The sequence below is a fragment of the Erythrobacter rubeus genome (genome assembly GCF_014705715.1).
GTDB classification, from domain to species: domain Bacteria; phylum Pseudomonadota; class Alphaproteobacteria; order Sphingomonadales; family Sphingomonadaceae; genus Erythrobacter; species Erythrobacter rubeus.
The window spans coordinates 862,029-884,927 of sequence record NZ_JACXLC010000001.1; the positions used below are offsets into that span (position 1 = coordinate 862,029).

Annotated in this window: 22 protein-coding genes; 9 read left to right on the forward strand and 13 right to left on the reverse strand. The window is 60.6% G+C overall.

Features of this window, described 5'->3' with window-relative positions; all coding sequences use genetic code 11:
- Window positions 1-151: 151 nt before the first annotated feature.
- Window positions 152-493, reverse strand: a complete 342-nt coding sequence (locus IB285_RS04255) for a UrcA family protein (protein WP_190787011.1) — start codon at window positions 491-493, stop codon at window positions 152-154.
- 222 nt (window positions 494-715) lie between these two features.
- Here IB285_RS04255 and IB285_RS04260 point away from each other — a divergent pair, with 222 nt between their 5' ends.
- From IB285_RS04260 to IB285_RS04280, 5 genes are all read left to right on the forward strand, one after another.
- On the forward strand, window positions 716-3,016 hold the full coding sequence (locus IB285_RS04260) for a winged helix-turn-helix domain-containing protein (RefSeq protein WP_190787012.1): 2,301 nt from the start codon (window positions 716-718) through the stop codon (window positions 3,014-3,016).
- A 147-nt stretch (window positions 3,017-3,163) separates the two neighbouring features.
- On the forward strand, window positions 3,164-6,079 hold the full coding sequence (gene uvrA, locus IB285_RS04265) for an excinuclease ABC subunit UvrA (RefSeq protein ID WP_190787013.1): 2,916 nt from the start codon (window positions 3,164-3,166) through the stop codon (window positions 6,077-6,079).
- Window positions 6,080-6,314: 235 nt separating this feature from the next.
- A complete protein-coding gene (locus IB285_RS04270) occupies window positions 6,315-7,601 on the forward strand; it encodes a DUF5677 domain-containing protein (protein WP_190787014.1) in 1,287 nt (428 codons plus the stop codon).
- Between the two features lie 160 nt (window positions 7,602-7,761).
- Window positions 7,762-8,004 carry a hypothetical protein gene (locus IB285_RS04275; protein ID WP_190787015.1) on the forward strand — a complete coding sequence of 81 codons (243 nt, stop codon included), beginning with the start codon at window positions 7,762-7,764 and terminating at the stop codon, window positions 8,002-8,004.
- 71 nt (window positions 8,005-8,075) lie between these two features.
- Window positions 8,076-8,369, forward strand: a complete 294-nt coding sequence (locus IB285_RS04280; protein WP_190787016.1) for a hypothetical protein — start codon at window positions 8,076-8,078, stop codon at window positions 8,367-8,369.
- Between the two features lie 186 nt (window positions 8,370-8,555).
- On the opposite strand, the gene IB285_RS04285 is transcribed toward IB285_RS04280, so the two are convergent.
- The 3 genes from IB285_RS04285 to IB285_RS04295 all read right to left on the reverse strand — a co-directional run bounded on the left by IB285_RS04285 (window position 8,556) and on the right by IB285_RS04295 (window position 12,036).
- A complete protein-coding gene (locus tag IB285_RS04285; RefSeq protein WP_190787017.1) occupies window positions 8,556-8,852 on the reverse strand; it encodes a hypothetical protein in 297 nt (98 codons plus the stop codon).
- A gap of 447 nt (window positions 8,853-9,299) precedes the next feature.
- A complete protein-coding gene (locus IB285_RS04290; RefSeq protein ID WP_190787018.1) occupies window positions 9,300-9,920 on the reverse strand; it encodes a septal ring lytic transglycosylase RlpA family protein in 621 nt (206 codons plus the stop codon).
- 901 nt (window positions 9,921-10,821) lie between these two features.
- Window positions 10,822-12,036: an argininosuccinate synthase gene (locus IB285_RS04295; RefSeq protein WP_190787019.1), complete on the reverse strand. Its 1,215-nt coding sequence runs from the start codon at window positions 12,034-12,036 to the stop codon at window positions 10,822-10,824.
- A gap of 158 nt (window positions 12,037-12,194) precedes the next feature.
- Between IB285_RS04295 and IB285_RS04300 the strand changes: the two genes are divergently transcribed.
- Together IB285_RS04300 and IB285_RS04305 are read left to right on the forward strand one after the other, a co-directional pair.
- On the forward strand, window positions 12,195-13,019 hold the full coding sequence (locus tag IB285_RS04300; protein ID WP_190787020.1) for an SDR family NAD(P)-dependent oxidoreductase: 825 nt from the start codon (window positions 12,195-12,197) through the stop codon (window positions 13,017-13,019).
- A gap of 93 nt (window positions 13,020-13,112) precedes the next feature.
- Window positions 13,113-13,538 (forward strand): hypothetical protein, encoded by a 426-nt coding sequence (locus tag IB285_RS04305; RefSeq protein WP_199803329.1) that lies wholly within the window; start codon window positions 13,113-13,115, stop codon window positions 13,536-13,538.
- Between the two features lie 9 nt (window positions 13,539-13,547).
- Here the strand turns inward: IB285_RS04305 and IB285_RS04310 are convergent, their stop codons facing one another.
- Window positions 13,548-14,795: an SAM-dependent methyltransferase gene (locus IB285_RS04310; RefSeq protein ID WP_190787021.1), complete on the reverse strand. Its 1,248-nt coding sequence runs from the start codon at window positions 14,793-14,795 to the stop codon at window positions 13,548-13,550.
- Between the two features lie 86 nt (window positions 14,796-14,881).
- On the opposite strand from IB285_RS04310, the gene IB285_RS04315 reads away from it, so the two are divergent.
- A complete protein-coding gene (locus IB285_RS04315) occupies window positions 14,882-15,322 on the forward strand; it encodes a DUF1801 domain-containing protein (protein WP_190787022.1) in 441 nt (146 codons plus the stop codon).
- Here IB285_RS04315 and IB285_RS04320 read toward each other — a convergent pair.
- The 4 genes from IB285_RS04320 to IB285_RS04335 all read right to left on the reverse strand — a co-directional run bounded on the left by IB285_RS04320 (window position 15,307) and on the right by IB285_RS04335 (window position 18,095).
- Complete coding sequence (locus IB285_RS04320) at window positions 15,307-16,098, reverse strand: SDR family oxidoreductase (protein ID WP_190787023.1); 792 nt, start codon at window positions 16,096-16,098, stop codon at window positions 15,307-15,309. The two genes, IB285_RS04315 and IB285_RS04320, sit on opposite strands and share 16 nt — an antisense overlap.
- 120 nt (window positions 16,099-16,218) lie before the next feature.
- A complete protein-coding gene (locus tag IB285_RS04325; RefSeq protein WP_190787024.1) occupies window positions 16,219-16,725 on the reverse strand; it encodes a glycine zipper 2TM domain-containing protein in 507 nt (168 codons plus the stop codon).
- Between the two features lie 126 nt (window positions 16,726-16,851).
- Window positions 16,852-17,502 carry an MOSC domain-containing protein gene (locus IB285_RS04330; protein WP_190787025.1) on the reverse strand — a complete coding sequence of 217 codons (651 nt, stop codon included), beginning with the start codon at window positions 17,500-17,502 and terminating at the stop codon, window positions 16,852-16,854.
- Window positions 17,499-18,095: a class I SAM-dependent methyltransferase gene (locus IB285_RS04335; protein ID WP_190787026.1), complete on the reverse strand. Its 597-nt coding sequence runs from the start codon at window positions 18,093-18,095 to the stop codon at window positions 17,499-17,501. Before IB285_RS04335 ends, IB285_RS04330 begins: the two co-directional genes overlap by 4 nt.
- Window positions 18,096-18,147: 52 nt before the next feature.
- On the opposite strand from IB285_RS04335, the gene IB285_RS04340 reads away from it, so the two are divergent.
- The gene (locus IB285_RS04340; protein ID WP_190787027.1) at window positions 18,148-18,600 is read left to right on the forward strand and encodes a hypothetical protein; all 453 of its coding nucleotides are present in this window, start codon (window positions 18,148-18,150) and stop codon (window positions 18,598-18,600) included.
- Between the two features lie 71 nt (window positions 18,601-18,671).
- Here the strand turns inward: IB285_RS04340 and rlmN are convergent, their stop codons facing one another.
- The 4 genes from rlmN to IB285_RS04360 are packed head-to-tail and all read right to left on the reverse strand — an operon-like array spanning window position 18,672 to window position 22,855.
- Window positions 18,672-19,910 carry a 23S rRNA (adenine(2503)-C(2))-methyltransferase RlmN gene (rlmN, locus tag IB285_RS04345; RefSeq protein ID WP_190787028.1) on the reverse strand — a complete coding sequence of 413 codons (1,239 nt, stop codon included), beginning with the start codon at window positions 19,908-19,910 and terminating at the stop codon, window positions 18,672-18,674.
- Window positions 19,911-19,951: 41 nt separating this feature from the next.
- Complete coding sequence (locus IB285_RS04350) at window positions 19,952-20,416, reverse strand: hypothetical protein (protein ID WP_190787029.1); 465 nt, start codon at window positions 20,414-20,416, stop codon at window positions 19,952-19,954.
- Window positions 20,409-20,891: a transcription elongation factor GreB gene (gene greB / locus IB285_RS04355; protein ID WP_328705842.1), complete on the reverse strand. Its 483-nt coding sequence runs from the start codon at window positions 20,889-20,891 to the stop codon at window positions 20,409-20,411. The genes IB285_RS04350 and greB overlap by 8 nt, the downstream gene beginning before the upstream one ends.
- An 8-nt stretch (window positions 20,892-20,899) precedes the next feature.
- Window positions 20,900-22,855, reverse strand: coding sequence for a lytic transglycosylase domain-containing protein (locus IB285_RS04360; protein ID WP_234033059.1), 1,956 nt, complete (start codon window positions 22,853-22,855; stop codon window positions 20,900-20,902).
- Window positions 22,856-22,899: the final 44 nt, after the last annotated feature.

Sequence of the window (22,899 nt, forward strand, 5' to 3'; positions counted from 1 at the left end):
ACGCGTGAAATTTCGCCGCGCGCCAGAAACATGTCAGCGCGAACGAATGAAGGACGTTCACGAAAAAGGCGACCCCGGATGCAATATCCGGAGCCGCCGAGTGAGGCGCGAGGAGAATGGCCGCGCGCCCAGGGTAGGAGGGTTGCTGCGTTTATTGCGCGGCGAAACGGATGGAACGGTCGGATGCCGCCAGCTGATTGGTGCGATAGGTCTTCACTGCAAGGTCGCGCTGTCCGCTCACGGTCAGCTTGGTCTTCGCCATGCATCGACGCACCTTCATACCGGCGTTCACATCGCGAGGAGCCGGTCCGCCGCAGATCTTCTCGATCGCGTTGTCGATCCGCCGGTCGAGGATCGCGGTGCCTTCGTCGGTTGCCAGGTTGAGGTCGGCGTAACTTACCGCAATCGTGTGCTCCTCCGGCGCGGCGAATACGGCAGCGGGTATGGCTGCGAGACTGAGGGCAAGTGCGGCTTTCTTGATGAAAGTGTTCATGGTCATTCTCCCGGTTTGACATGATCCGTCGTTCGGATGGTTGGAGAATGGTGGGAACGTTCTTATCGCGCTGCGCACAAACGCTGAGAATCCAATGATTTTGAGCTTATGGAAAGTTTATGTTGGCCCTGAACAGGTGACTTCGCCGCGATTTCCTGCACTATTCATGAAGCAAGGTCAGGGAATCGCCTTGGCCCGAGATCGGTTGACGGGAAAAGCGACGTGAACAGTCCATTCGCGGCATCGCCAGAGGAATTGCAGACGCGCTCGCGTCGGATCGATCTTGCGCATCAGCCCGACTTCTCGCTCGGCCCGGTTCAAGTCCAGCCGGCGCTGCGCACCATTTCCGGCCCTGCTGGTGAGACCATGCTCGAACCGAAGGTCATGCAGGTACTTGTCGCGCTAAGCGATCCGATCGGGGCTATCCTGTCGCGCGAAGATCTGACCGAACGGTGCTGGGAAGGGCGCATTGTCGGAGACACCTCGATCAATCGCGTGATCTCTCTGCTGCGATCCGCATTCAAGATCGCTGGCGGCGATGCCGTAATGGTCGAGAACGTGCCCAAGGTCGGCTACCGGCTGGTGGTGAATGGCGGGAAGATCGGCGAAGAGCCTGCTCCGGTGGAGTCAGGACCAGCTGCGAATATCCCGATCTCTCGTCCCATGCCGCGTTCGAAAGCTGTGATGGCCGGGGTGCTCATGCTTTTCGTGGCCGCGATTGCAGCTCTTGCGATGTGGCAGTTGCCCTCTCAGCCACCCGTCGAGCGGCTCAAGATTGCGATGTTGCCGCTGGATATCGCGGAAGGAACCGACCCGCTTTACGGGCGCGGTCTCGAAGCCGAGCTGCGCGCTCAATTCGCTCGGATTGGTTCAGTTGAAGTTACGAGCGGAGATAGCGCAAGGCATCTTATGGAGAAGGGCCTCGATCCGACAGAGATAGGCCGTAAGCTCAACGCCGATTATATCTGGACTGGAAGCCTTCAGGTCGGCGCGGAACGCGTCACCTTGGCCGCAAGTCTCGTCGATCCGCAAGACAGCCAGCAGGTCTGGAGCGACCAGCTGGCGAGTGGGCGCAACGCAGCCCGATTCCTGCCGATGCGCACGGCTCGCGAAATGGCAAGCGCGTTGGGCCGGACCGTCGCCGAACGCACACCGGACAGCGCAGTTTCAAGCGAGGACTACAGCCTCTACCTCACGGCAATGGGGCTGATTAAAACGCGCGGGGATGACCAGCGTGTGGCGGCGCTGCAGATCATGCAACAGGTGACGCAGCGTAGCCCGGAATTCGCAGAAGGATGGGCAGGTCTTGCAAAAGCGTATTTCCTGCTGCCCGAGGGCGATGAGAATGCCAATGAAGCACTCGCGCTTGACCTGGCAAACACCGCTCTGGCGTTAGACCCTCAGTCGGTGGATGCCCTCAAACTGGCTGGAATGCTCCGGCAGGACGGAGAAGAACGTCTTGCCTTGCTGAAGCAAGCCATTGCGCTTGACCCGGGGGATGTCGAAGCTTGGTTTTGGCTCGCCCTTACACAGCGCGATTTTCAGCTCGTTGCCGCGCCTCACATCGAGAGCTCGCTGCGCATGATCGAACTGGATCCACTCTGGCCTGCGAGTTGGCGCGCTTCGAGCGATGCGGTGCAATTCGGCCAGATCGATCTGGCGCGTCGGATCGAGCGTGATATTCTGGCGGCGGCAGTCACCCCATCGCAATCGGCGCTGGCGGAGGGGCGTCTGGCTCGGATCGACGGTGACCTCTCGACTTATGTGGAAAAGGCACAAGAGGCGTCGGGATCAATCACGACGACCGAAAGACGGTACAGTTTGGATATGCATATGGGCATGATCGAGGTGCTGCTTGGCGTGCAGCTGCCCGGAGAATTGCCATATCTCCGCACTCCGGAAAAGCAGCTCATGTACCGGATGCATCGACGCGAATTGCCAAGTGTGGATGAGATCCGCGCAGTGACAGGCGGCGACGGTGACCTATGGGATATGGCTGAATTCGTGGGTCCGGCAATACCGCTTTTCCTCGAAAACGGGCGCGCTGCAGAGTTGCTTTCACTGTATGATGCCCGCTTTTCCTCGCATGCAGATTTCCTTGCCTATGCCGAAGCCGGGGGCAGGCCGGAATTTATTGTCCCTCAGATATCCCCTTTCCTGGCCCTGGCGCTGCGAGACGCCGGGCGAGAGTCCGAAGCTGAGGCGCATCTTTCCAGCGCGGAACAGCAGATTGAGCGCTGGAATGACACCGATAAAGGATGGATCATTCCCATCCTTTTCGAACTCGATCTGGCCGCGGCCAGGGACGACCGGGCCAAAGCCACCGAAATAATCGAAGCGCTGCCCGCATACGGCTGGCCGTATGTGATGGCAGACCCCGATATCTCCGGCGGGCTGCTGCTGGGAAGCAATCCGCTGTATGCGGCCATACGTGACTTGCCGCAGGTTCGCGCAGTGTTGGATCCAATTCGTGCGAACCTTGAACGTGAGCGCGCCGAAATCCTTGCCCTTGGCGTAAGCTGAGTTTCATACGGCCGTTCAGGTCCTTCTGAAACCGCCAGCTGTTTCGCGCATTGTAAAAGAGGCCGCGGGCAACCATTTGCAGTGCATTGCTCGCGTAGGCTCCGCGATCCCCTTGACACTGTGAACATTACCGGAACATAGCGCCCTATGGCTTTGACGAAAATCTCCGTGCGCGGTGCGCGTGAACACAATCTCAAGGGCGTCGATATCGATCTGCCGCGCGACAGCCTGATTGTCGTGACCGGGCTTTCCGGATCGGGTAAGTCGAGCCTCGCTTTCGATACGATCTATGCCGAGGGGCAGCGGCGTTATGTCGAAAGCCTTTCGGCCTATGCGCGCCAGTTCCTCGAGATGATGCAGAAGCCCGATGTCGAGCATATTGACGGGCTTTCACCGGCGATCTCGATCGAGCAAAAGACGACCTCTCGCAACCCTCGCTCGACCGTTGCGACCGTCACCGAGATTTACGACTACATGCGCGTGCTGTGGGCGAGGGTGGGCGTGCCCTATTCGCCCGCGACGGGCGAGCCGATCGAGGCGCAGAGCGTCTCCAACATGGTAGACCGGGTGATGGCGCTGCCCGAGGGCACGCGCGCGTATCTGCTCGCGCCGGTGGTGCGCGGACGCAAGGGCGAATATCGCAAGGAGCTCGCCGAATGGCAGAAGGCGGGCTTCACCCGTGTGCGGATCGACGGGGAGCTTTATGCAATCGAGGAAGCGCCCGCACTCGACAAGAAATTCAAGCACGATATCGAAGTCGTGGTCGATCGGCTTGCCGTGAAAGAGGGGCTAGAGACGCGCCTCGCTGACAGTTTCGAGACGGCACTCAAGCTGGCCGATGGGCTTGCCTATGTCGATCTCGCCGATGGCGTAGTGCCAGGGCGGGAAGATGAGGCAGACAGCGGCGGTGCGATGAAGGGGGCGGGGATTCCCGCCAATCGCATCGTCTTCTCGGAAAAGTTCGCCTGTCCAGTGAGCGGCTTCACCATCGAGGAAATCGAGCCGCGCCTGTTCTCGTTCAACTCGCCCCAAGGCGCGTGTCCGACTTGCGACGGGATCGGCGAGAAGCAGCTGTTCGACGAGCAATTGGTGGTGCCGAACGAGGCTCTGACATTGAAGCAGGGCGCGATCGCGCCGTGGGCGAAGTCCAACCCGCCATCGCCCTATTACATGCAGGTGCTCACCAGCCTAGCAAAGGCTTACGGTTTCGATATCACGACCCCGTGGAAGGATCTCGAACCGGACCAGCGGCTGATCATCCTGCACGGAACGGGCGGGATGCCGGTGCCGCTGACGTTCAAGGACGGGCGCAAGACCTACACCGTCAACAAGCCGTTCGAAGGTGTGATCGGCAACCTCAACCGGCGGCTTATGCAGACCGAAAGCAGCTGGATGCAGGAGGAGCTGGCCAAGTTCCAGACCGCGCAGCCGTGCGAGACCTGCGACGGCAAGCGGCTTAATGAAAAGGCGCTCGCGGTGAAGGTCGCGGGCACCGATATTGCCGAGCCGGTGACGATGAGCGTGAGCGCGGCGAAGGACTGGTTCCTTGCGCTGGACGACCAGCTCACCGACCAGCAATCGCAGATCGCGCGCGCTATCCTGAAGGAGATCAACGAGCGGCTGGGCTTCCTCGACAATGTCGGGCTCGATTACCTCAACCTCGACCGCACCTCGGGTACACTGAGCGGCGGGGAGAGCCAGCGCATCCGGCTCGCCAGCCAGATCGGCAGCGGGCTGTCGGGTGTGCTGTACGTGCTCGACGAGCCCTCCATCGGCCTGCACCAGCGCGACAATGACCGGCTGCTGGAGACGCTCAAGCGGCTGCGCGATCTCGGAAACACGGTGATCGTCGTCGAGCATGACGAAGACGCGATCCGCACCGCGGACCATGTCGTCGACCTCGGCCCCGGAGCGGGCGTGCGCGGGGGCGAAGTCGTGGCGCAGGGCACGCTCAAGCAGATCATGAAGGCGAAGAACTCGCTCACCGCCGATTACCTCACCGGGCGGCGCGAGATCGCGGTTCCGCAAACCCGGCGGCCCGGCAACGGGCACCAGCTGACGGTGAAGGGCGCGCAGGCGAACAACCTCAAGGACGTGACCGCCTCCATCCCGCTCGGCACGTTCACCTGCATCACCGGCGTTTCGGGCAGCGGCAAATCGTCCTTCACCATCGACACACTCTACGCCTCGGCGGCGCGGGTGCTCAACGGCGCGCGGGTGATCGCGGGCAAGCATGAGGCGGTCGAAGGCCTCGAATATTGCGACAAGGTCATCGAGATCGACCAGTCCCCCATCGGCCGCACCCCGCGCTCCAACCCCGCGACCTACACCGGCGCCTTCACCAATATCCGCGACTGGTTCGCGGGGCTTCCCGAAAGCCAGGCCCGCGGGTACAAGCCGGGCCGCTTCTCCTTCAACGTGAAGGGCGGGCGCTGCGAACAGTGCAAGGGCGACGGCCTCATCAAGATCGAGATGCACTTCCTCCCCGATGTCTATGTCACGTGCGAGGAATGCGGCGGCAAACGCTACAACCGCGAAACGCTCGAGGTGAAGTTCAAGGGGCTGAGCATCGCTGACGTGCTCGACATGACGATCGAGGATGCGGAGAGCTTCTTCAAGGCGGTCCCCCCGATCCGCGACAAGATGCGGATGCTGAACGAGGTGGGGCTGGGCTACGTCAAGGTCGGCCAGCAGGCGACGACGCTGTCAGGCGGTGAGGCGCAGCGCGTGAAACTCGCCAAGGAGCTCAGCAAACGCTCGACCGGGCAGACGCTCTACATCCTCGACGAGCCGACGACGGGCCTGCATTTCGAGGATGTGCGCAAGCTGCTCGAAGTGCTGCACCGGCTGGTGGAGCAGGGCAACAGCGTGGTGGTGATCGAGCACAATCTCGACGTCATCAAGACCGCCGACTGGATCGTGGACCTGGGGCCGGAAGGAGGCGTGCGCGGCGGCGAGGTGGTCGCAGCGGGGACGCCGGAAGAGGTGGCGGAGGTGGAGCGCTCGTTTACGGGGCAGTACCTCGCGCCTATGCTCAGGCGTCAGCAGGAAGCGGCGGAATAGCCACCGTCATTGCGAGGCGACGCCGTCGCCGTGGCAATCCAGAGCGTCTCAAGAGCCACTCTGGGTTGCTTCGCTTCGCTCGTAATGACGAGTTAATGCGACGGCGTCTGCGGCGGCGAAACAATTGCAGAAGACACGCCAAACCTAGCGGTCGAGTAGATTCTCGTTTTTGCGCATCCGACTCTTATCCGAGCGAGCAAATTGATGACCGGCTCATTGTTGATGGAGACAAGAATTGTCTAACGGGAAATCGATCAATTCCGTATTTTTAGACTCAGTTTCAAAGACGCCAGAGCAACTTCTGTCCAAGTTGCTTGAGGGAAAGCTAAAGGAAGCTGGGGTCAAACAATATCGAAAAGGGGCCAAGGCATTAGCCTCTCATATGTTAGAGAATGGAGATCAAGAGTTTCATTTTGAAGATGAGGACGACGAAGAACTTGACATATCTATCCAGATCAGCGCCGATGATATTGCACTTTTGGAGAAGCAAGCTGACGCGTTAGTTGGCGAAATTCCGGAGATAGTTGATAGGCTTGCCCGCGAACAATCGCGAGAAATGCTCGATGATTATCGTAAAGACTGGTTTAGATACAGAAGGGCGGAGGAAAGAGATTTTTCCGCATTTAGATGGCGTCTAGAGGCTCGATGGGGCGAGGCGTTGGATGACCTCCGACTCTTAGTTGATCTCTGTACCGATGAAGGTGAGAAGGAGAGAGCGCGCCTTTCGAAATCGAAAGCAAAGCGCGCTCCCATTGCCCGACATGCGTTGGTTCAGCTTCACGTTCGTGCCTGCCAAGTGGCCCGGGAAATACTCACATTGATTGAGAACGGCTTTCCCGATGGAGCGATGGCTCGCTGGCGAACCCTGCATGAGATTGAGATAATTGCATTGCTTCTGCACGATGGCGGCAATGAGTTGGCGCGACGCTATTTCGATCATCAGGTGGTGGAGAGAAAGAAAGCTGCGGATCTTCATCAACGAACCTGCAGAGTTTCTGGCTCAACGCCTCTCAGTCAAAAAGAGATGGCTGAAATAGAGGAAGACTTCGATAGCGTTGTGAAGCTCCATGGAAAAGAGTTTGCCGGGGACTACGGCTGGGCATCACGATATCTAAACAACCCAAACCCAAGGTTTGCAAATCTTGCAGAACGAGCAGGGGCGGAGGCTTCGAAACCAGAATACAAGTATGCGAGCTATAACGTTCATGCTTCGTCCACCGCCTTGCGTGTCCGCGTTGGTTCTCTAAACGGGCAGGGAAATCTGTCTGCAGGGTCGACAAATGCTGGTTTGCAAGAACCAGCGCAAAAGACTGCACAATCCATCCTGCTAATTAGCTCGCTGCTCTCCTCCCGCTCCCGGTCGATCGACCATGCTATTCTCTTGCATGCTCTCGTTCGTTTGCGAGACGATGCCATTTTGAAATTTGAGACCGCGGCACAAGTTTTACTTGTTGATCACCAGAGCATCGAGGAAGCCTTGTTCGAACAGCAGATCGAAGACATCGATTTATCGATGATCTAGTTGCGATTTTCCTACTCAACCCAAACCCGCTAACTGAAAGAGTCCAAACGGCCCGAAGGGTCGCAAGGCCGACCGGCCGCCCGCAGCGACGCGGCCTGTAGGCCGTGTGAGCGAGGAAATCGCACGCCGGATGGCGTGCGCAACAAAAGGACTCTCCACCATGCCCAAGACCTCGAACCTCCCGACCATCTCCCAACAAATGCGCCGCCACACTCAGCACGAAGCTCGCGATCATCAGCGCGAGTGGGAGCGGCATGTCGATGCCGGGCGCATCGGGAGCGGCTCGCAGATGACGGGCGAGCAACGCGCGCAGCTTGCTCGCAATGAGATGATCCTGTGCGGTTACCGCGTCCTCCCGAACCATGACAGCACGGGTGCGGACGCCTCGACCAGATACTGCTGACAGTTGCGCTTAAGCGGCGCATCACGTGCCACTGCGCGTCTCCTTAACCTTTGGGCGCTATGCTCGCGCCCATGCTCCACACACGCGTCATCCTCGCCGTCGCCGTTCTCGGCTCGCTTTCCGCCTGCAACGCGCCCGATCCGGACGATTATGGCGGCGGAGCGAAAGGCGCGGCGGTGGTGAAGTGCATCTCCCGCACCGAGCGTGCCGACAGCTCCATCACCCGCGAGCAGGCGGGAGAGATGTGCAACTGCGTCACCGACAAGACCATGGCCGCGCTCGGCGGCAGCGGCATGAGCCGCTCCAGCATGGAACGCGCGCTCATCGGCTGTGCCACGGATGCGGGGATCGAACTCACCGACTGAGCAGATCGTGCCTAATCCGCGCACGTTTTCCTACCTCGGCTTTCATGTGTAGTTGGGATGGCTCCCTCACGAAGGAGCTTTCCCATGCACCATAACCCCGACCCCTTCATTCCAGCCGAGGGTGCCTCGGCCTCCGCTGCGCTCCCGGCGATTATCGAGGCGCTGCCTGCGGATGCGGCGCATCCCTCACACGTGCAGTTCACGCGGGCGCGGCAGGCGGCTTTCCTCCGCCGCCTTGCCGATTGCGGCGAGGTGCGCAGCGCGGCGAAGGCGGCGCGGGTTTCGCATCAGACAGCCTACCGCATGCGGCGCGCTTGCCCGGACTTTGCGCGGGCCTGGAACGCGGCGCTGCTCGTCGCGCGCGAACATGCGGAAGAAGCGCTCGCCACGCGCGCGATGAACGGGGTGGAGGAGCAGGTGTTCTACCACGGCGAGGTCGTCGCGGTGCGGCGGCGCTTCGATTCGCGGCTGCTGCTGGCGCATCTCGCGCGGCTCGATCGGCTCGCCGAAGGGGCGGACACCGCGATGCTCGCGGGCGAGTTCGACGAGGTGGTTGCCGCGTTCGAGGCGGCGGAAGGGGACGCGGCGCCGGACCTGCCGGAAATACCCTCTGGACCGTGTAACATGCGGTCCAAGTCTCAGGCCAAGTCTGAGGTGGCGCCCGGTGACGGGGCCGGGGAGGAGGCGTGGGACCCCTACGCTCCGACCGAGCTCGACCTGCGGCTTGCCGCGATGAACGACGCCCGGCCAGAAGGAGTGCTCTCGCCCGATCAGGCGGCAAACAGCGTGGCGGAGGCCGATGCGCTGGAGGCGGTGCAGCTCGCCGCGTTCGAGGAAGGGGCCGCGCGCTGGTGGCAGGTGACAAGCGAGGAGGAAGCGGCCGAGGCGATCGCGGCGGCGCAGGCGGAGGGCCTGGAGGATGTCGGCGAGCTAGCGGAGGATGTCGAGCTCGACCCGGGCGTGGCCTCTGGCGATCATGCCGATCTCACGCGCGGCGGCGCGCGACAGGTCGATGGTGCGCCCGCGGGTGAAGGGGCCGCGATCGTTGATGCGCACGACGACGCTGCGCCCGTTGCGCGGGTTGGTCACGCGGACCTTGGTGCCGAAGGGGAGCGTCTTGTGAGCGGCGGTCATGGCGTTCATGTCGAACCGCTCGCCATTCGCTGTGCGGCGTCCGTGGAACCGCCTGCCGTAGAAGGAGGCGACGCCGGTGCCGAGGGTGCGGAGGACCGGGTCCTCGATCGGTGGCTCGATCTCGGACAGGTCGACCGCAGTGGGCGGGACGTTGAGATCGGGGCGGGGGCCGATGAAGGGCGCGAACTCGCTGACGAGCGGCGGGTCGATGCGGGGGCCGGTTTCGGCGAGGGACGTCTCGGCAAGGGCGGTTGAGCGGGCGGAGCCCGGCTCGGGATCGTCGGCGGCGCTGGTGGATGCGCCGCACAGAAGCGCGGCGAGCGGGATTGCGGCGCGGAGGCCGGGCAGGGTGCTAAGGGCGCGGCGGGGCGTGAGTGCTCGTGATGCCATTAGACGGGGCTTATAGGCGCTGCGCATGGCGAGGCGCAAACAGGGCAAGGCAGCGACAGTTCGAACCGAGCGAAATGCGCGCCGGAATGATAGGCGTTAACGCTTTGCGGATTGGTAGCGGATGTACCTGATCGCGAGGCAGGTGTGAGTGCGGGTGATGGCCCGGCAGCGCACCGGAAGGCGCAAAGCAAATGGGGCCGGCATTGCTGCCGACCCCACTCTCACCAGCGCGTGGTCTTCCGTCTCTTTCGCACCCGAAGGTGCGTCCGTTCCGGAAGCGCTTGGCGCCCGGTGTCTTTCCGCGTGCTCGAAAGCCCGCGTTCTGTCACCGGCGCTCGCGCCGGCATCCGACTTCGCTTGCGATCTGCCGCGTTTCCTTCCGGCCGAAACCTTCCGTTCTCACGGCTTCTCCTAGGGCAAAGCCGAGACCGATGATCTGTATTGTCCTTGATCTCAAACGGCTGCTTCCGGTTTGACCCTTCCACTTCCTCGACCACTGACCAAATCTTCGGTCTTATCCGATGACGTCGTTTCGCACTTTCCTCAAACGATCCGACTTGCATTTGGCCGAAGCCTCCTGCACCTCGTCTCTCGGACAGCGCGTGGACAGTCGCCACCGCATTCTTGGAACATGAATTTCATTGAAAATCAGGGCCTTGCGCTCTGTTTCTCAATGTCTTCCTGTTCCGAAGACATGATCAAATTGACTGCGAATCCGTTCGTTCGCAAGGCTGGCAAGGGTGAGTTTTCCACTTTTGCCCAGATCACTTGTGGACGGCAGTGGATAAGTCATCAATTCGTCGCATTCGGGAAATTCGCGGGAACGAAACCGTGCGTTTTGCGCTCCAGTTGGTGTGCAAATGTGCTCGATCGGTCGAGATGACCAGATGCGAATCGGGCCGACTCGCCTATCCGCGTAAGCCAGCCCTCACGAGTCGCGCTTCGCCAGCAATCTCAGCCGCAGGGCGTTCAACTTGATGAAGCCTTCGGCGTCCTGCTGATCGTAGGCGCCTGCATCGTCTTCAAAAGTCACATGCGCTTCGGAATAGAGCGTGTGCTCGCTCTTGCGCCCGACCACGCTTGCCTGGCCCTTGTACAGCTTGAGCCGCACTGTCCCGGATACCTTCTCCTGGCTGAGATCGATCGCTGCCTGAAGCATCTCGCGCTCGGGACTGAACCAGAAACCGTTGTATATGAGCTCCGCATATTTCGGCATCAGCTCATCCTTGAGATGCGCTGCGCCGCGGTCGAGTGTGATCTGCTCGATACCGCGGTGTGCGCGAGCATAGATCTCGCCGCCTGGCGTTTCGTACATGCCGCGGCTCTTCATGCCGACGAAGCGGTTCTCGACGAGGTCGAGCCGTCCGATCCCGTGCTTGCGGCCGAGATCGTTGAGCGCGGTCAGCAAGGTGGCGGGGCTCATCGCCTCGCCATTAAGCGAGACGCCATCACCGCGCTCGAAACCGATCTCGATATATTCGGGTGTGTCGGGCGCGTCCTCGGGGTGATCGGTACGCGAATAGACATAGTCGGGGGTCTCCTCCCACGGATCCTCGAGCACCTTGCCTTCAGACGAGGTGTGCAGGAGGTTCGCGTCGGTCGAGAAGGGACTTTCGCCGCGCTTGTCGGTCGGCACCTTGATCTGGTGAGCCTCAGCCCAGGCGATGAGTGCGGTTCGCGAGTTGAGGTCCCATTCGCGCCACGGAGCAATCACTTCGATATTCGGATCGAGCGCATACGCCGACAGTTCGAAGCGAACCTGGTCGTTGCCCTTGCCGGTGGCTCCGTGCGCGATCGCGTCGGCGCCGGTCTCGTGCGCGATTTCGACCTGTCGTTTGGAGATGAGCGGACGGGCGATGGAAGTGCCGAGCAGGTAATCGCCTTCATACCGCGCATTGGCGCGCATCATGGGGAAGACGTAATCGCGGACGAATTCTTCGCGCAGGTCTTCGATGAAGATGTGCTCGTCGGGAATGCCCATGGCGTGCGCTTTTTCCCGCGCGGGTTCGATCTCTTCGCCTTGTCCAAGATCGGCGGTGAAGGTCACCACTTCGAGCCCGCGTTCGACGCTCAGCCACTTGGCAATCACGGACGTATCCAGCCCTCCGGAATAGGCAAGCACCACGCGTTTAATATCGGACATTTCGGAACACACTCCTCGTTTGCAGCGCGCCCTATTCGCCTGCGGGATGCGATGCAAGGGCGCTGGAGCGAAGGCGCGAGGCGGCCTGCAATAGCGATAGTCGACTGAGTGTATGGGCGCGCGCTAATCAAACGCGAAAAGAAGGAGATAGTGCGACTATGGACCTCGGACTTGCGGGAAAGAAAGTGATTATCAGTGCGGCGACGCGCGGTATCGGCCTCGTGACGGCACGCAGCTTTCTGGAGGAAGGAGCCGAAGTTGCGATTTGCGGCCGGAGGCCCGGCGGCGACAGGCCGTTCGAGGCGGGTTTCCAAGGAGAAGGACATCCGCTCGCGCAATCAGGCGTCGCAGAGGCGGTCGAACACCTGTCTGGGTTCGGTACCGTCCACGGCGAGGTCGTAGACTGCGCCGATGGCGATGCCGTGAGAGCGTGGGTGGAGCAAGCTGCCGATGTAATGGGCGGAGTGGACATTGTCGTTTCGAATGCCAGCGCTTTGGGCGGGAGGCCCAACACGCGGGAAAGCTGGGATCTGAGCTATGAAGTCGATCTCCTCTCCAGCGTTGCGATGTTCGAAGCCGCATATCCCTGGTTCAAGAAAGCGGGCGGCGGAGCCTTCGTGCAAACGGGAAGCGTCGCCGCGGTCGAGGACCACCCCTTCGGCGAAAACCTGAGCTATGCGGCGATGAAAGCCGCTCTCATCAACATCGTTCACCAGCTGGCCCACCGGCACATGGGGGAGGGCATACGCTGCAACACGGTCTGCCCCGGACCAACCCGGATCGACGATGGCAGCTGGGGCTTCCTCGAAGACTACATGCCTGATTACTACGCTGAGAACCTCGCCCGCCATCCCGCGGGGCGGTTCGGCAGGCCGGAAGAAATCGCCAACGCGATCCTGTTTCTGGCGAGCGAGAAAGCGAGCTGGATCATGGGGCAGAACCTGATTGTCGACGGGGGGTATTCGACGCATGTAAAGTACTGATGGTTTGCTGAGCGTTAGTCCGGTTGGACATGAAAAGTGACAGGTAGGCTGGACGCTGATAAGAGCGGGTCATCGTCCAACAGGAGCCGGCCCATGAAATGTCTCGTTTTTGTTCTCGCAGCAGCGTCTTCTCTTTCCAGCGCAGCCTCCGCTCATGAGATCCTGCACGCCGATCACGCATCGCACACCCACGCGGCGGATTGCGGACATACTGCGCTCGAGCATGGCGGGCACATCGACTACATTCATGACGGGCATCTGCATCATGGCCATGACGGTCATGTGGACGAGCATATGATCGTCGTCAGCAGCACCAATCCCGAAGCGCATGAGCTGGCCACCACGGTGACGTCGGACGACCATCCCCACGATCATGAGGGTGAGGAGCACCAGATGATCCAGCACGGCTCACACATGGATTTCGTCCATAATGGCCGCCTGCATCACGTGCATGGCGACCACACCGACGATCATGGTCCCGTGAAGCTTGTCACGGATGAAATGCTCGCTCTTCGCTAAGGCGGCTTCTTAGCTGCCGAGCAGCCGCTTCTCTTCCGCTTCCATGTAACCGCGTGTGATCGGTAGGGCATGGCGGCTGCGCGCGTACTGGATCTGGTAATTGCACATGCTGCCATATTCGAAGACGGTCGCCGCTCCGGCGAGGTAGAACGTCCACATTCGGTAGAAGCGCGCATCGTACATCGCGATGATGGCATCGCGATTGGCTTCGCAATTCTCGTACCATTTGTGGATCGTCTTCGCGTAGTGAAGGCGCAGGGTTTCGACATCGGTGGCGATCAGGCGAAACTTCTCCGACGCAGCGACCGTTTCGGACAAAGCCGGGATATAGCCACCCGGGAAGATGTATTTCCGAGTGAACGCATCGGTTGCACCGGGCACGCCCATGCGGCCAATGGTATGGAGCAGCATCGAACCGTCATCGGTGAGCAGGTTCGCGCATGCTTCGAAAAACGTCTCGAACTGCGGCTGGCCGACATGTTCGAACATGCCGACCGATACGATGCGGTCGAACTTGCGCCCTGCGGCTGCGAAATCGCGGTAATCGACAAGCTCGATGCTGACCTTCTCGGTGACGCCCGCATCGGCGGCACGCTCACGGGCAAGTTGGGCCTGCTCTTCCGACAGCGTGATCCCGGTTACGTGCACATCGTAATTCTTGGCGAGATAGATCGCCATACCGCCCCAGCCGCAGCCGATATCGAGGACGGTCTGCCCCTTGGATAGCGTAAGCTTTGAGGCGATATGGGCGAGCTTCGCCTCCTGCGCTTCGCCCAACGTCATGTCATCGGACGGCCAATAGGCGCAGCTGTATTGCCAGTGCTCGTCGTCTAGCATCAAGGCATAGAGATCGTTGCCGATATCGTAGTGGTGCGCCACATTGTCCTTGGCGCTGACGGCATTGTTGACCTTTTCGACCGCCCAGGTCGCGCGGTCGACGATCCGGCGCATCAATTTGGGCGAGGCGATATCGCCGCCCTGATCCCACGGACTGTTCGCCCGAAGCAGGGTGACAAGGCCCATGACATCGCCTTTTTCGATGATCAGGCGGCCGTCCATGAAGGCTTCGGCTGCGCCAAGGCGCGGGTCCATGATGATGTCGCGCGGTACCTTGCTGTCGGTGAAGCGGATGACGATTTCCGGAAAGCCTTCCGCGGCCTCGCCGAAAGTGTCGGCGCTGCCATCTGCGAATACGACACCAAGCCGTCCTTGCTTGATACCTTTGTTCAGGAATTTTTCGAGTAACGTCTTGCTCATTGAATCGTCGCGCCTTTTTGAGGGACCCCATTGGCGTACAAAGCCATGCCTTTTGCTCCTGTCAACAATAGGATACTCTGATTGGCATGGCCGAGCCGAAAACAGCGAAAACCGATGCGACTGTCAGTGATTTCCTCAATGCAGTGGAGCCCGAGAAGAAGCGGGCCGAGGCGCGCACGCTCGATGCGATGTTTCGCAGGGTGACGGGCGAGGAACCGGCGCTCTGGGGGCCAAGCATTATCGGGTACGGCGAATACCGGACGGTCTACGACAGTGGACGCGAGGTGCACTGGATGCGGACCGGTTTCAGCCCGCGAAAGGCCAAGCATTCGCTGTATCTCATGGGCGGCTATTGCGACGATATCGCCGCGAAAGAGCGCGACGATGCGCTGTCGCGGCTGGGCAAGTACAAGACCGGCAAAAGCTGCCTCTACGTCAACAAGCTGGCTGATGTAGACCTGAATGTACTCGAAGAACTTGTCACGAATGACTGGGCTGCGATGAAGCGGATCTATCCTCCGGAGTGATCGCTCGCTTGCCGAGCCTTCACCTGCTCACGCGCAAGCCAGATCACGTCGCGATCCTGATCGAGCAGGTGCTGACCGCTGTCGATGTAGAGTGTCTGCCCGCTCCGCGCCGCACCCGTCGCGAGAAACAAAGCGGCATCCACAATCTCGCTTGCGCCGGTTTTCCGCTTCAGCAGGTTGAGCCGGTGCGAGACTTCGGTCTCCTCTTCGCTCTGGTCATGGCTCGCGAGGATCGCACCCGGTGCGATCCCGTAAATGCGAGTTCTCGGCTGGTCCGCGCTCTTCGCAAGCATGCCGATGGTTGCAGAAAGCGCATGCTTGGACATAGTGTAGCTGAAGAAATCGGGATTGGGATTAGCCAGCTTCATGTCGGTGATCTGGATCACGCAGCGAAGATCATTGCTTTGCGCGCGTTGCAGGAACAGCTGGGACATGCGCGCGGGGGAAAGCGCATTGATCTGCATCGCTTCCCGGTTTGTCTCCGGGTCAAGATCGGTCGCACCGTCATAGCTGAAGACCGATGCGGAATTGATCAGGCAGCGCCAATCCGAAATTCGGCCAGCAAGCTCCAGTATCATTTCTACTGCAGCCTCATCGTCGCTCAGATCGCATTGCACGATCTCGGCGGAGGGTAGAGCTGCAGCAAGCTCCTCGGCAGGCCCGGACGATGAGTTGTAGTGGACTACGACGTGCCAGCCGGCTTTCGCGAAACCTCGCGCCATCTCCGCACCAATTCGCGTGGCACCTCCGGTAATCAGGACGGCAGGGCGTGTCATCGTCCGCACGCCTATCAGCGCACGCCTACAGGTTCAATTGTGGGGCTAGCAGCCGAACAAAAAAGGCGCTGCCGACCGATGGGATCGACAGCGCCAATAGCCTAGTGATTTGTTCGAGACTTAGCGGCAGCGTGCTCCGCCGCGGTCGATCTCACGGCCAAGGACCGCGCCCAGTGCGCCGCCGAGCAGCGTGCCGACGGTGCGATCGCCTCTTGTATCGATTGCGCGGCCAAGCAGCGCACCACCGGCTGCACCGATGATCAGGCCGGTCGTGCCGTTGTCGCGGCGGCAATAATACCGTCCGTCCCGGCCACGCCAGACGCGATCACCGCGGCGAATGCGCCGTGGCTCGATGTACCGGCCGCGGCGATCGTAAATCCGATCACGCCGACGGTCATAATAATCGTCATCGTAATAATCATCGTCATACCGGACGTAATCACGATACTTTCCTCGACGACCATATGCGCGCGCATGTGGCGGCGGGTCGCGCGTCAGTTCGACAGGCGCGGTACCGGTCCAGCTTGCGATAGGAGCGACAGCGGTCGGCGCAACCTCAGCGGCCTGCGCCGGAGCGGCGATGGTGGAGAGGGCGGCGGCGGAAACGAGTGCGGTGAGAATCTTCATGGTGGGTTGCCTTTCCCTTGATTGGGTTTCCGCTATTTGGTTCAGGTAAGGCGAACCTAAGATGAACGATTTGTTGGAGGGTGCTCGCCATGGTCGAGCCGTTGATCCTACGCGACGAAGTGTTTTTCAGCCGAGTTTTTCGGTAGCCTTGGTACGCAGTTTCGGGGCGAGCCGCCCAAGGGACGCCAGCTCCTCCAACTCCTCGCGACTCGCCTTTCCCGCGACCAGCGCAGAAAACGTTCGCGCAACGCTCCATTTCTCGTGGCCTGTCTCAAGACGCTCAAGCACATCGCCCGCCTGCGCATTGCCGATTTCGAGCACACGGAAGTACCATCCGCACCGTCCGGTCTTGATGATCCTTGCTACCATGCCTTTCGAATCGGTCTCTGCTCCGAAGCGGTGCTCGATCTTCCAGCAGGGCTGACGCGGCTGGCTGATCTCGAGCAGCGCGTCGCCAAAGCGGAAGCGGTCCCCGATATGCACATCGTGCTCCGAAATGCCTTCGACCGCGAGGTTGGAGCCAAAGGCTCCGGGTTGATCAAGCAATTCGAGGTCGCCCAGCTGCTCTCGCCAGTATGCATGGTGGTCGAGCGGGTAGAGGTGCACCGCCATCTCAGGGCCTCCGTGTACCCGCCGATCGGCCTGCTCATCGGGTGCGAAGCCCTCTTCAAGGATCTGGACCACGCCCTCGCGAGGACGCTTTGCAATCGCGCTCGTTTCCGCTCCGTTGAAGGGACGGGCGGTGCCGGTGCAGATAGCGGTGACTGTGTGTTTCATGGTTTCCTGACAGTTAGAGCGATCCAGTCGCGAGGCGTCCCATCGCTGCCTTTTCCGGCGTAAATCGTTTCGTCGACGAGCTCGAAGCCGGCTTCGGTATAAGCATTTCGAAGCCAGTCAGCCGAGGGAAAGTTATGAAGCCTGCCCAGCAGATCGCGCCCTTCGCCATCGCCAAGCTTGAAACTCGCCAAGTGCAACCCGGCGGGGACCAAGGCATCTTTGATCCGGCCAAGCACGCCCGGCAACTCGGCTCGCGCGCAATGCAACAAGCAGGCATGGGCCCAGACTGCATCGTAGTTGGCAGTGAGAGAGAGCTCATCGAACCGCATTAAGCGGGCGCCGACATCATGACGTTCGTTGGCTTTTGCGACCATGGCGGGAATGCCGTCGGTTGCGTCGAGTTGGAAACCCCGTTCTTTGATCCGTGCGGCATCCCGTCCGGCTCCGCATCCCAGTTCGAGAACACGGGCGCCCGGTTTCAAGAGGTCGAGAAATTCGTCGAGGAACCGGCTGTGAGAGACTGCGGAGCTGAGCGAGAAAAAAGGCGCTCCGCTCTGATAGAAATCGTAAGTGGCCTGATCGATACCCGTCATTTGACTCGCAAAGGCTGAGGGCGCGCCGACTGCTTTAGTCGAGCGCGTCCTCATGGTTCAATCATTAGTAGCGATATCCGAAGCGTTTGCCTTTGAACTTCTTCTTGGTGATGTGATGCTTGCGGTCGTCGTGATGATCGAATTTGCGGTCATGGAAATACGCATCGTGGTGGCGATCATGGATGTGGTGCTTCTTCTTGAAACCACGGTGGCCTTTATGAAAGCCCTTGCGGTGGAAACCCTTGCCATGGCGGAATTTGCCGAAGCGCTTTCCGCGAAAGCCGCGATGATGTCTCTTTCCGAGTTCCGAAGTTTGCACGGTGGTGGGCGATTGCACATCAAGCACGGCGCTTTGGGACACTGCGGGAGCAGCGGATGGTGCGACCGACGTGGCAGCGCCGGCAGGGGTAGCGAGAACCGCAAAGGCTGCGGCGGAGAGAGCGATCAGGGACTTTTTCATTTCCAGTGTTCCTTTAATTTAACGCTTCGAATGATCCGAGCGTGACACTGGAAAGTTCGCTGGTAATCGCGGTCAGGTTACCAACTTGCAATTATAACAGGGTGTTAATGTAGCGTTCAGCCGCTGAGCGCGGCTGCTTCGCGATCGCGCTGTGCCCGGCTTTTCTTTTGCGCAGCCGTCTTCAACTGGCCGCAGGCAGCATCGATATCCCGCCCGCGCGGCGTGCGCACCGGAGCGCTGATGCCGCCTTCGAAAACGATCTTGGAAAAGCTTTTGATCCGGTCGGGGTCGGAGCATTCATATTCTGCGCCGGGCCACGGATTGAACGGGATGAGATTGACCTTCGCGGGAAGATCGAACTTCTTGAGCAGGCGGACAAGCTCGCGCGCATCTTCGTCGCTGTCGTTCTTGTCTTTCAGCATCACGTATTCGAACGTGATCCGCCGCGCATTGGACGCCTTGGGGTAATCCGCGCACGCCTGAAGCAGTTCTTCGATCCCGTATTTCCGATTGAGCGGTACGATCTCGTCCCGCACCGTCTTAGTGACGGCGTGGAGGCTGATTGCGAGGTTCACGCCGATTTCTTCGCTGCACCGTTCCATCATCGGCACGACACCGCTGGTGGAAAGGGTGATGCGCCGTTTGGAAAGGGCGAGGCCGTCCCCGTCCATGACGAGCTGCATCGCGTCGCGAACATTGTCGAAATTGTAGAGCGGTTCGCCCATGCCCATCAGGACGATATTCGTGAGGAGACGGCCGTCGGCGGTGTAATGGCCCGTGTCTTCGGTGTCATCGAGCCCGTCCATCCGACCCTTCGGCCATTCGCCGAGCGCATCGCGCGCCAGCATGACTTGCCCGACGATTTCGCCGGGCGTGAGGTTTCTTACGAGCCGCATGGTGCCTGTGTGGCAGAAGGTACAGTTCAGCGTGCAGCCGACCTGGCTCGAAATGCATAAGGTCCCGCGATCTGCATCGGGTATGAACACCATCTCGAAATCGTGGCCATCGGCGGTTTGCAGCAGCCACTTGCGAGTGCCATCATTGGAATGCTGCGCCTCGACCACCTCTGGGCGGCCGATGACGAAACGCTCGGCGAGCCACGGGCGCATGGTCTTCGCGATGTCGGTCATCGCTTCGAAATCGGTGACGCCGCGATGATAAAGCCAGTGATACACCTGCTTTGCGCGCAGCTTGGCCTGTTTCGCATCAAGCCCGGCGTCTGCAAACAATTCGCGGATACGCGACTTCGGCAGACCGATCAGGTCGATGCGGCCGTCTTCGCGCGGCGTAATGTCACGCGCGACGGGGACGGGATCCACCTGGCCGGGGATCGACATGAGTTCGGTATCTGCCATGATTGAACGCGCATATAATGTGCGCTTGCCGATTTGACCAGTCAGCTGGCCTGCGAACAGCCGATCACGGCGGCATCCATGGCGGTGGCGACGCCCGCAAGATTGTATCGATCGGTAAACCCGCGCACGCGCACCTGCATCGAATTGGCGGAACGCAGGGCGGCCACGATGGCGGCATTCATCTGCCGATCCTCTGCCCAAGCATTGCGTCCTTGGGCGATGAGGTTGAAACCTGTCCGACCTACGCGCACGCGCACTCTGCCGCTCGAAGGCGCCTCGCGTGAAAGCCTGATATGCACCTGATTGCGGATGCCTCGCTTTGGCCAGCTGGCGACAGTGGCATAGGCTACGCCGAGTTCGCGATTGGTCGCCTTGGCTATGGCATAGCAGTTCGCGACGTCACCATCGCGAAACGCTGCCCAATCCGAATAGACGCCAAGGCTGTCTTTCGCGATTGCGGGCGTGGCAAGGGCGCCTAGCGCCAAGAGGAGAGCAAGCTTACGCATAATCGATGGAGATTACTTCCCATTCCTTGGCGCCGCCGGGAAGCCTTACCACCCGCAAATCCCCGACGGATGCGCCGCGAAGCGCCTTTGCCATCGGTGAATTCCATCCGATCCGGCCATTTCCTGCGTCTTGCTCATCATCGCCCACCAGCGTCACGGTCTGCCGCTCGTCATCCTCATCGGCAAGCTCGACCCGGGCGCCGAAGAAGATACGGGTCCGGTCAGGCTGGTTGGCGGGATCGACCACGCGCAGGATCTTCATCCGGCGCGCGATATAGGCAAGCTCGCGATCGATCTCGCGCATCCGCTTGCGTCCGTAGATATAATCGCCGTTCTCCGAACGATCGCCATTGCCCGCCGCCCAGCTGACGATCTCCACGATCTCCGGGCGCTCCTTGCCGAGCAAATGATCGTAGCGCGCCTTGAGCGCCGCCATGCCTTGCGGTGTTATAGGAGGGCCGGGCTTGGTCGCCACTATCTGCTCTAAGGCAGGAAAGTGTCGACCGTGCGCGGCAATCCGGCTTTTTCGGGATACATGTGCGAATAGGTCACCGCGTTCCCGATTACCCGCATCACGTAATAGCGGGTTTCGAAATTGGCTGGGATCTTCTCGATCCAGGTGACCCAATCGATCTCGCCGCGGCGCGGATCACCATTTAGCTCAAGCCATTGCCGCACTCGTCCCGGACCCGCATTGTAGGATGCGATGGCGAGCGGGTAAGCGCCGCCGTAAAGGTCCATCCTCCGAGCGAAATGCGCATCGCCCAAGGTGATATTGTATTTCGGGTCTTCGGTCAGGCTGGCGCTCATGTACTGGATGCCGAGAATGCCCGCTTCTTCGCGCGCGGTGCTTCGCAGAAGCTGCATCATGCCGATGGCGTTGGCGTGGCTGCGGCGGGTGCGGTCGAATTCGCTTTCCTGCCGGGCAATTGCATGAACCATCGTCCAGTCATTCACTACCGGCACGTCCACCGTGGGGAAGCCTACCCGCTCGTACCCGACAAGCCCGTTGGCACCAGCCTCCATGCCGACCACGACTGCCATTTCCTCAAGTCCGGTTTCGGCAGCGAGGTTGTTGACGAGGAGCAGCTCCTCCGGCGTTTCAGCGCTTTCACCGATGGCCTGGAAGAACCGGCGCTCAGTCCGCCAGTCTCGGCGATTGGCTGCAATCGATCGTATTGCTTTCGTAAGGGAGTCCTCTTCGAATTGAGCACGGGTGGCGGCGTCCACCTGAACCTGTGGCAGCTCTTGGAAGTCCGGCATCGGTCTGTCCAACGCGCCAAGCGCGAGCTGCCCATAGTAATAATGCGGAAACGCAGCCGCCATCTCGAAATAGTTCGTCGCTTCTTGCGTCATGCCGGCCTCGCGTGCTGCGCGGCCTGCCCAATAGAAGCCCTTGGCCTTGGTGAGGGGAGTCCTCGCAGCCTTGCCATACCGTTCAAACAGCGGCGCGGCGCGCGCACCATCGCGCAGCCGCCACAGCGCATTCGTGCCGCCCATCCACATGAGATCGGTGTAACGGTCGCGCAGACGGAACGAACCTTGCGAAATATCCTGCCCCGGCTCGAACAGATCATCGATCTTGCTCGTGATCCGCACGGTGTCCGACGCACTTGCCGCTTTCGCCACCGCGAGCATGTCGCCGAGGAAATCTTCCGCTTCAATTGCGGGCGCATCGAAGGTCTGGCGGTTCGCAAGCAGCTGTATCGCCGCATTGGTCTGGCCGCTTCCGCGATAGTAATTCAGCAGATTATAAATGTAGCCCGCGTTCCGCATGGCGTTTGAGGGCACTGTCAAACCGGATTCAAGCGGGCTCGCTCCGCGAATGAGCGCAAGCCGCGCCAGCGCCATCTCTCTTTCGGATGCGGGGATATTGATGAGCTGCCGCGTCGCCGCCTCACTGTCTCCCTGCCAAAGCAGCGCATCCATGCGCGCCGCGTGATCGGCATCCGTGAACTGCGAACCGAACAGCCCGAGCATGTACACCTCGGACGGGTCGCTCATCGCGCCGCCACGCCATGCAGCGCGGGCGACCTCGAGAGCTTCAGGCCTTTGTGCTCCGCCAAGAGCGAGCGCATATCGAGCCCGGCCCGCATTGGTGATCGGCGGATGCGCATCGAAGAAACTGAGAATTTCGGACTGCACGGGCGCTTCGTCATTCAACCGGTTTTCGGCCCTGATGCGAAGCAGGTTTCCTCGCGGGAAGTCAGGGTAGGCCATGACAAACCCGGCATAATCGCGAAAGTTCAGTTCATCACTGGCCTGCAAACGCTCCCACTTGCTGATCGCCGCGCCGATCTGCGTCGGCTGCTGCGCAACCAGATTTGCACTGCGATCAATGCTGCTCGATTGAGATAATGCGGGAACGGAGAGTGCCGCCAAACCGCTTGTGAGGATTGCCGCGAGAGCGAGGGGGGAGGATTTGATTTTGAAGGCCATGCTGGACATCGTGGCGATCGGCTCCTTATCAGGCGCTTAACAAA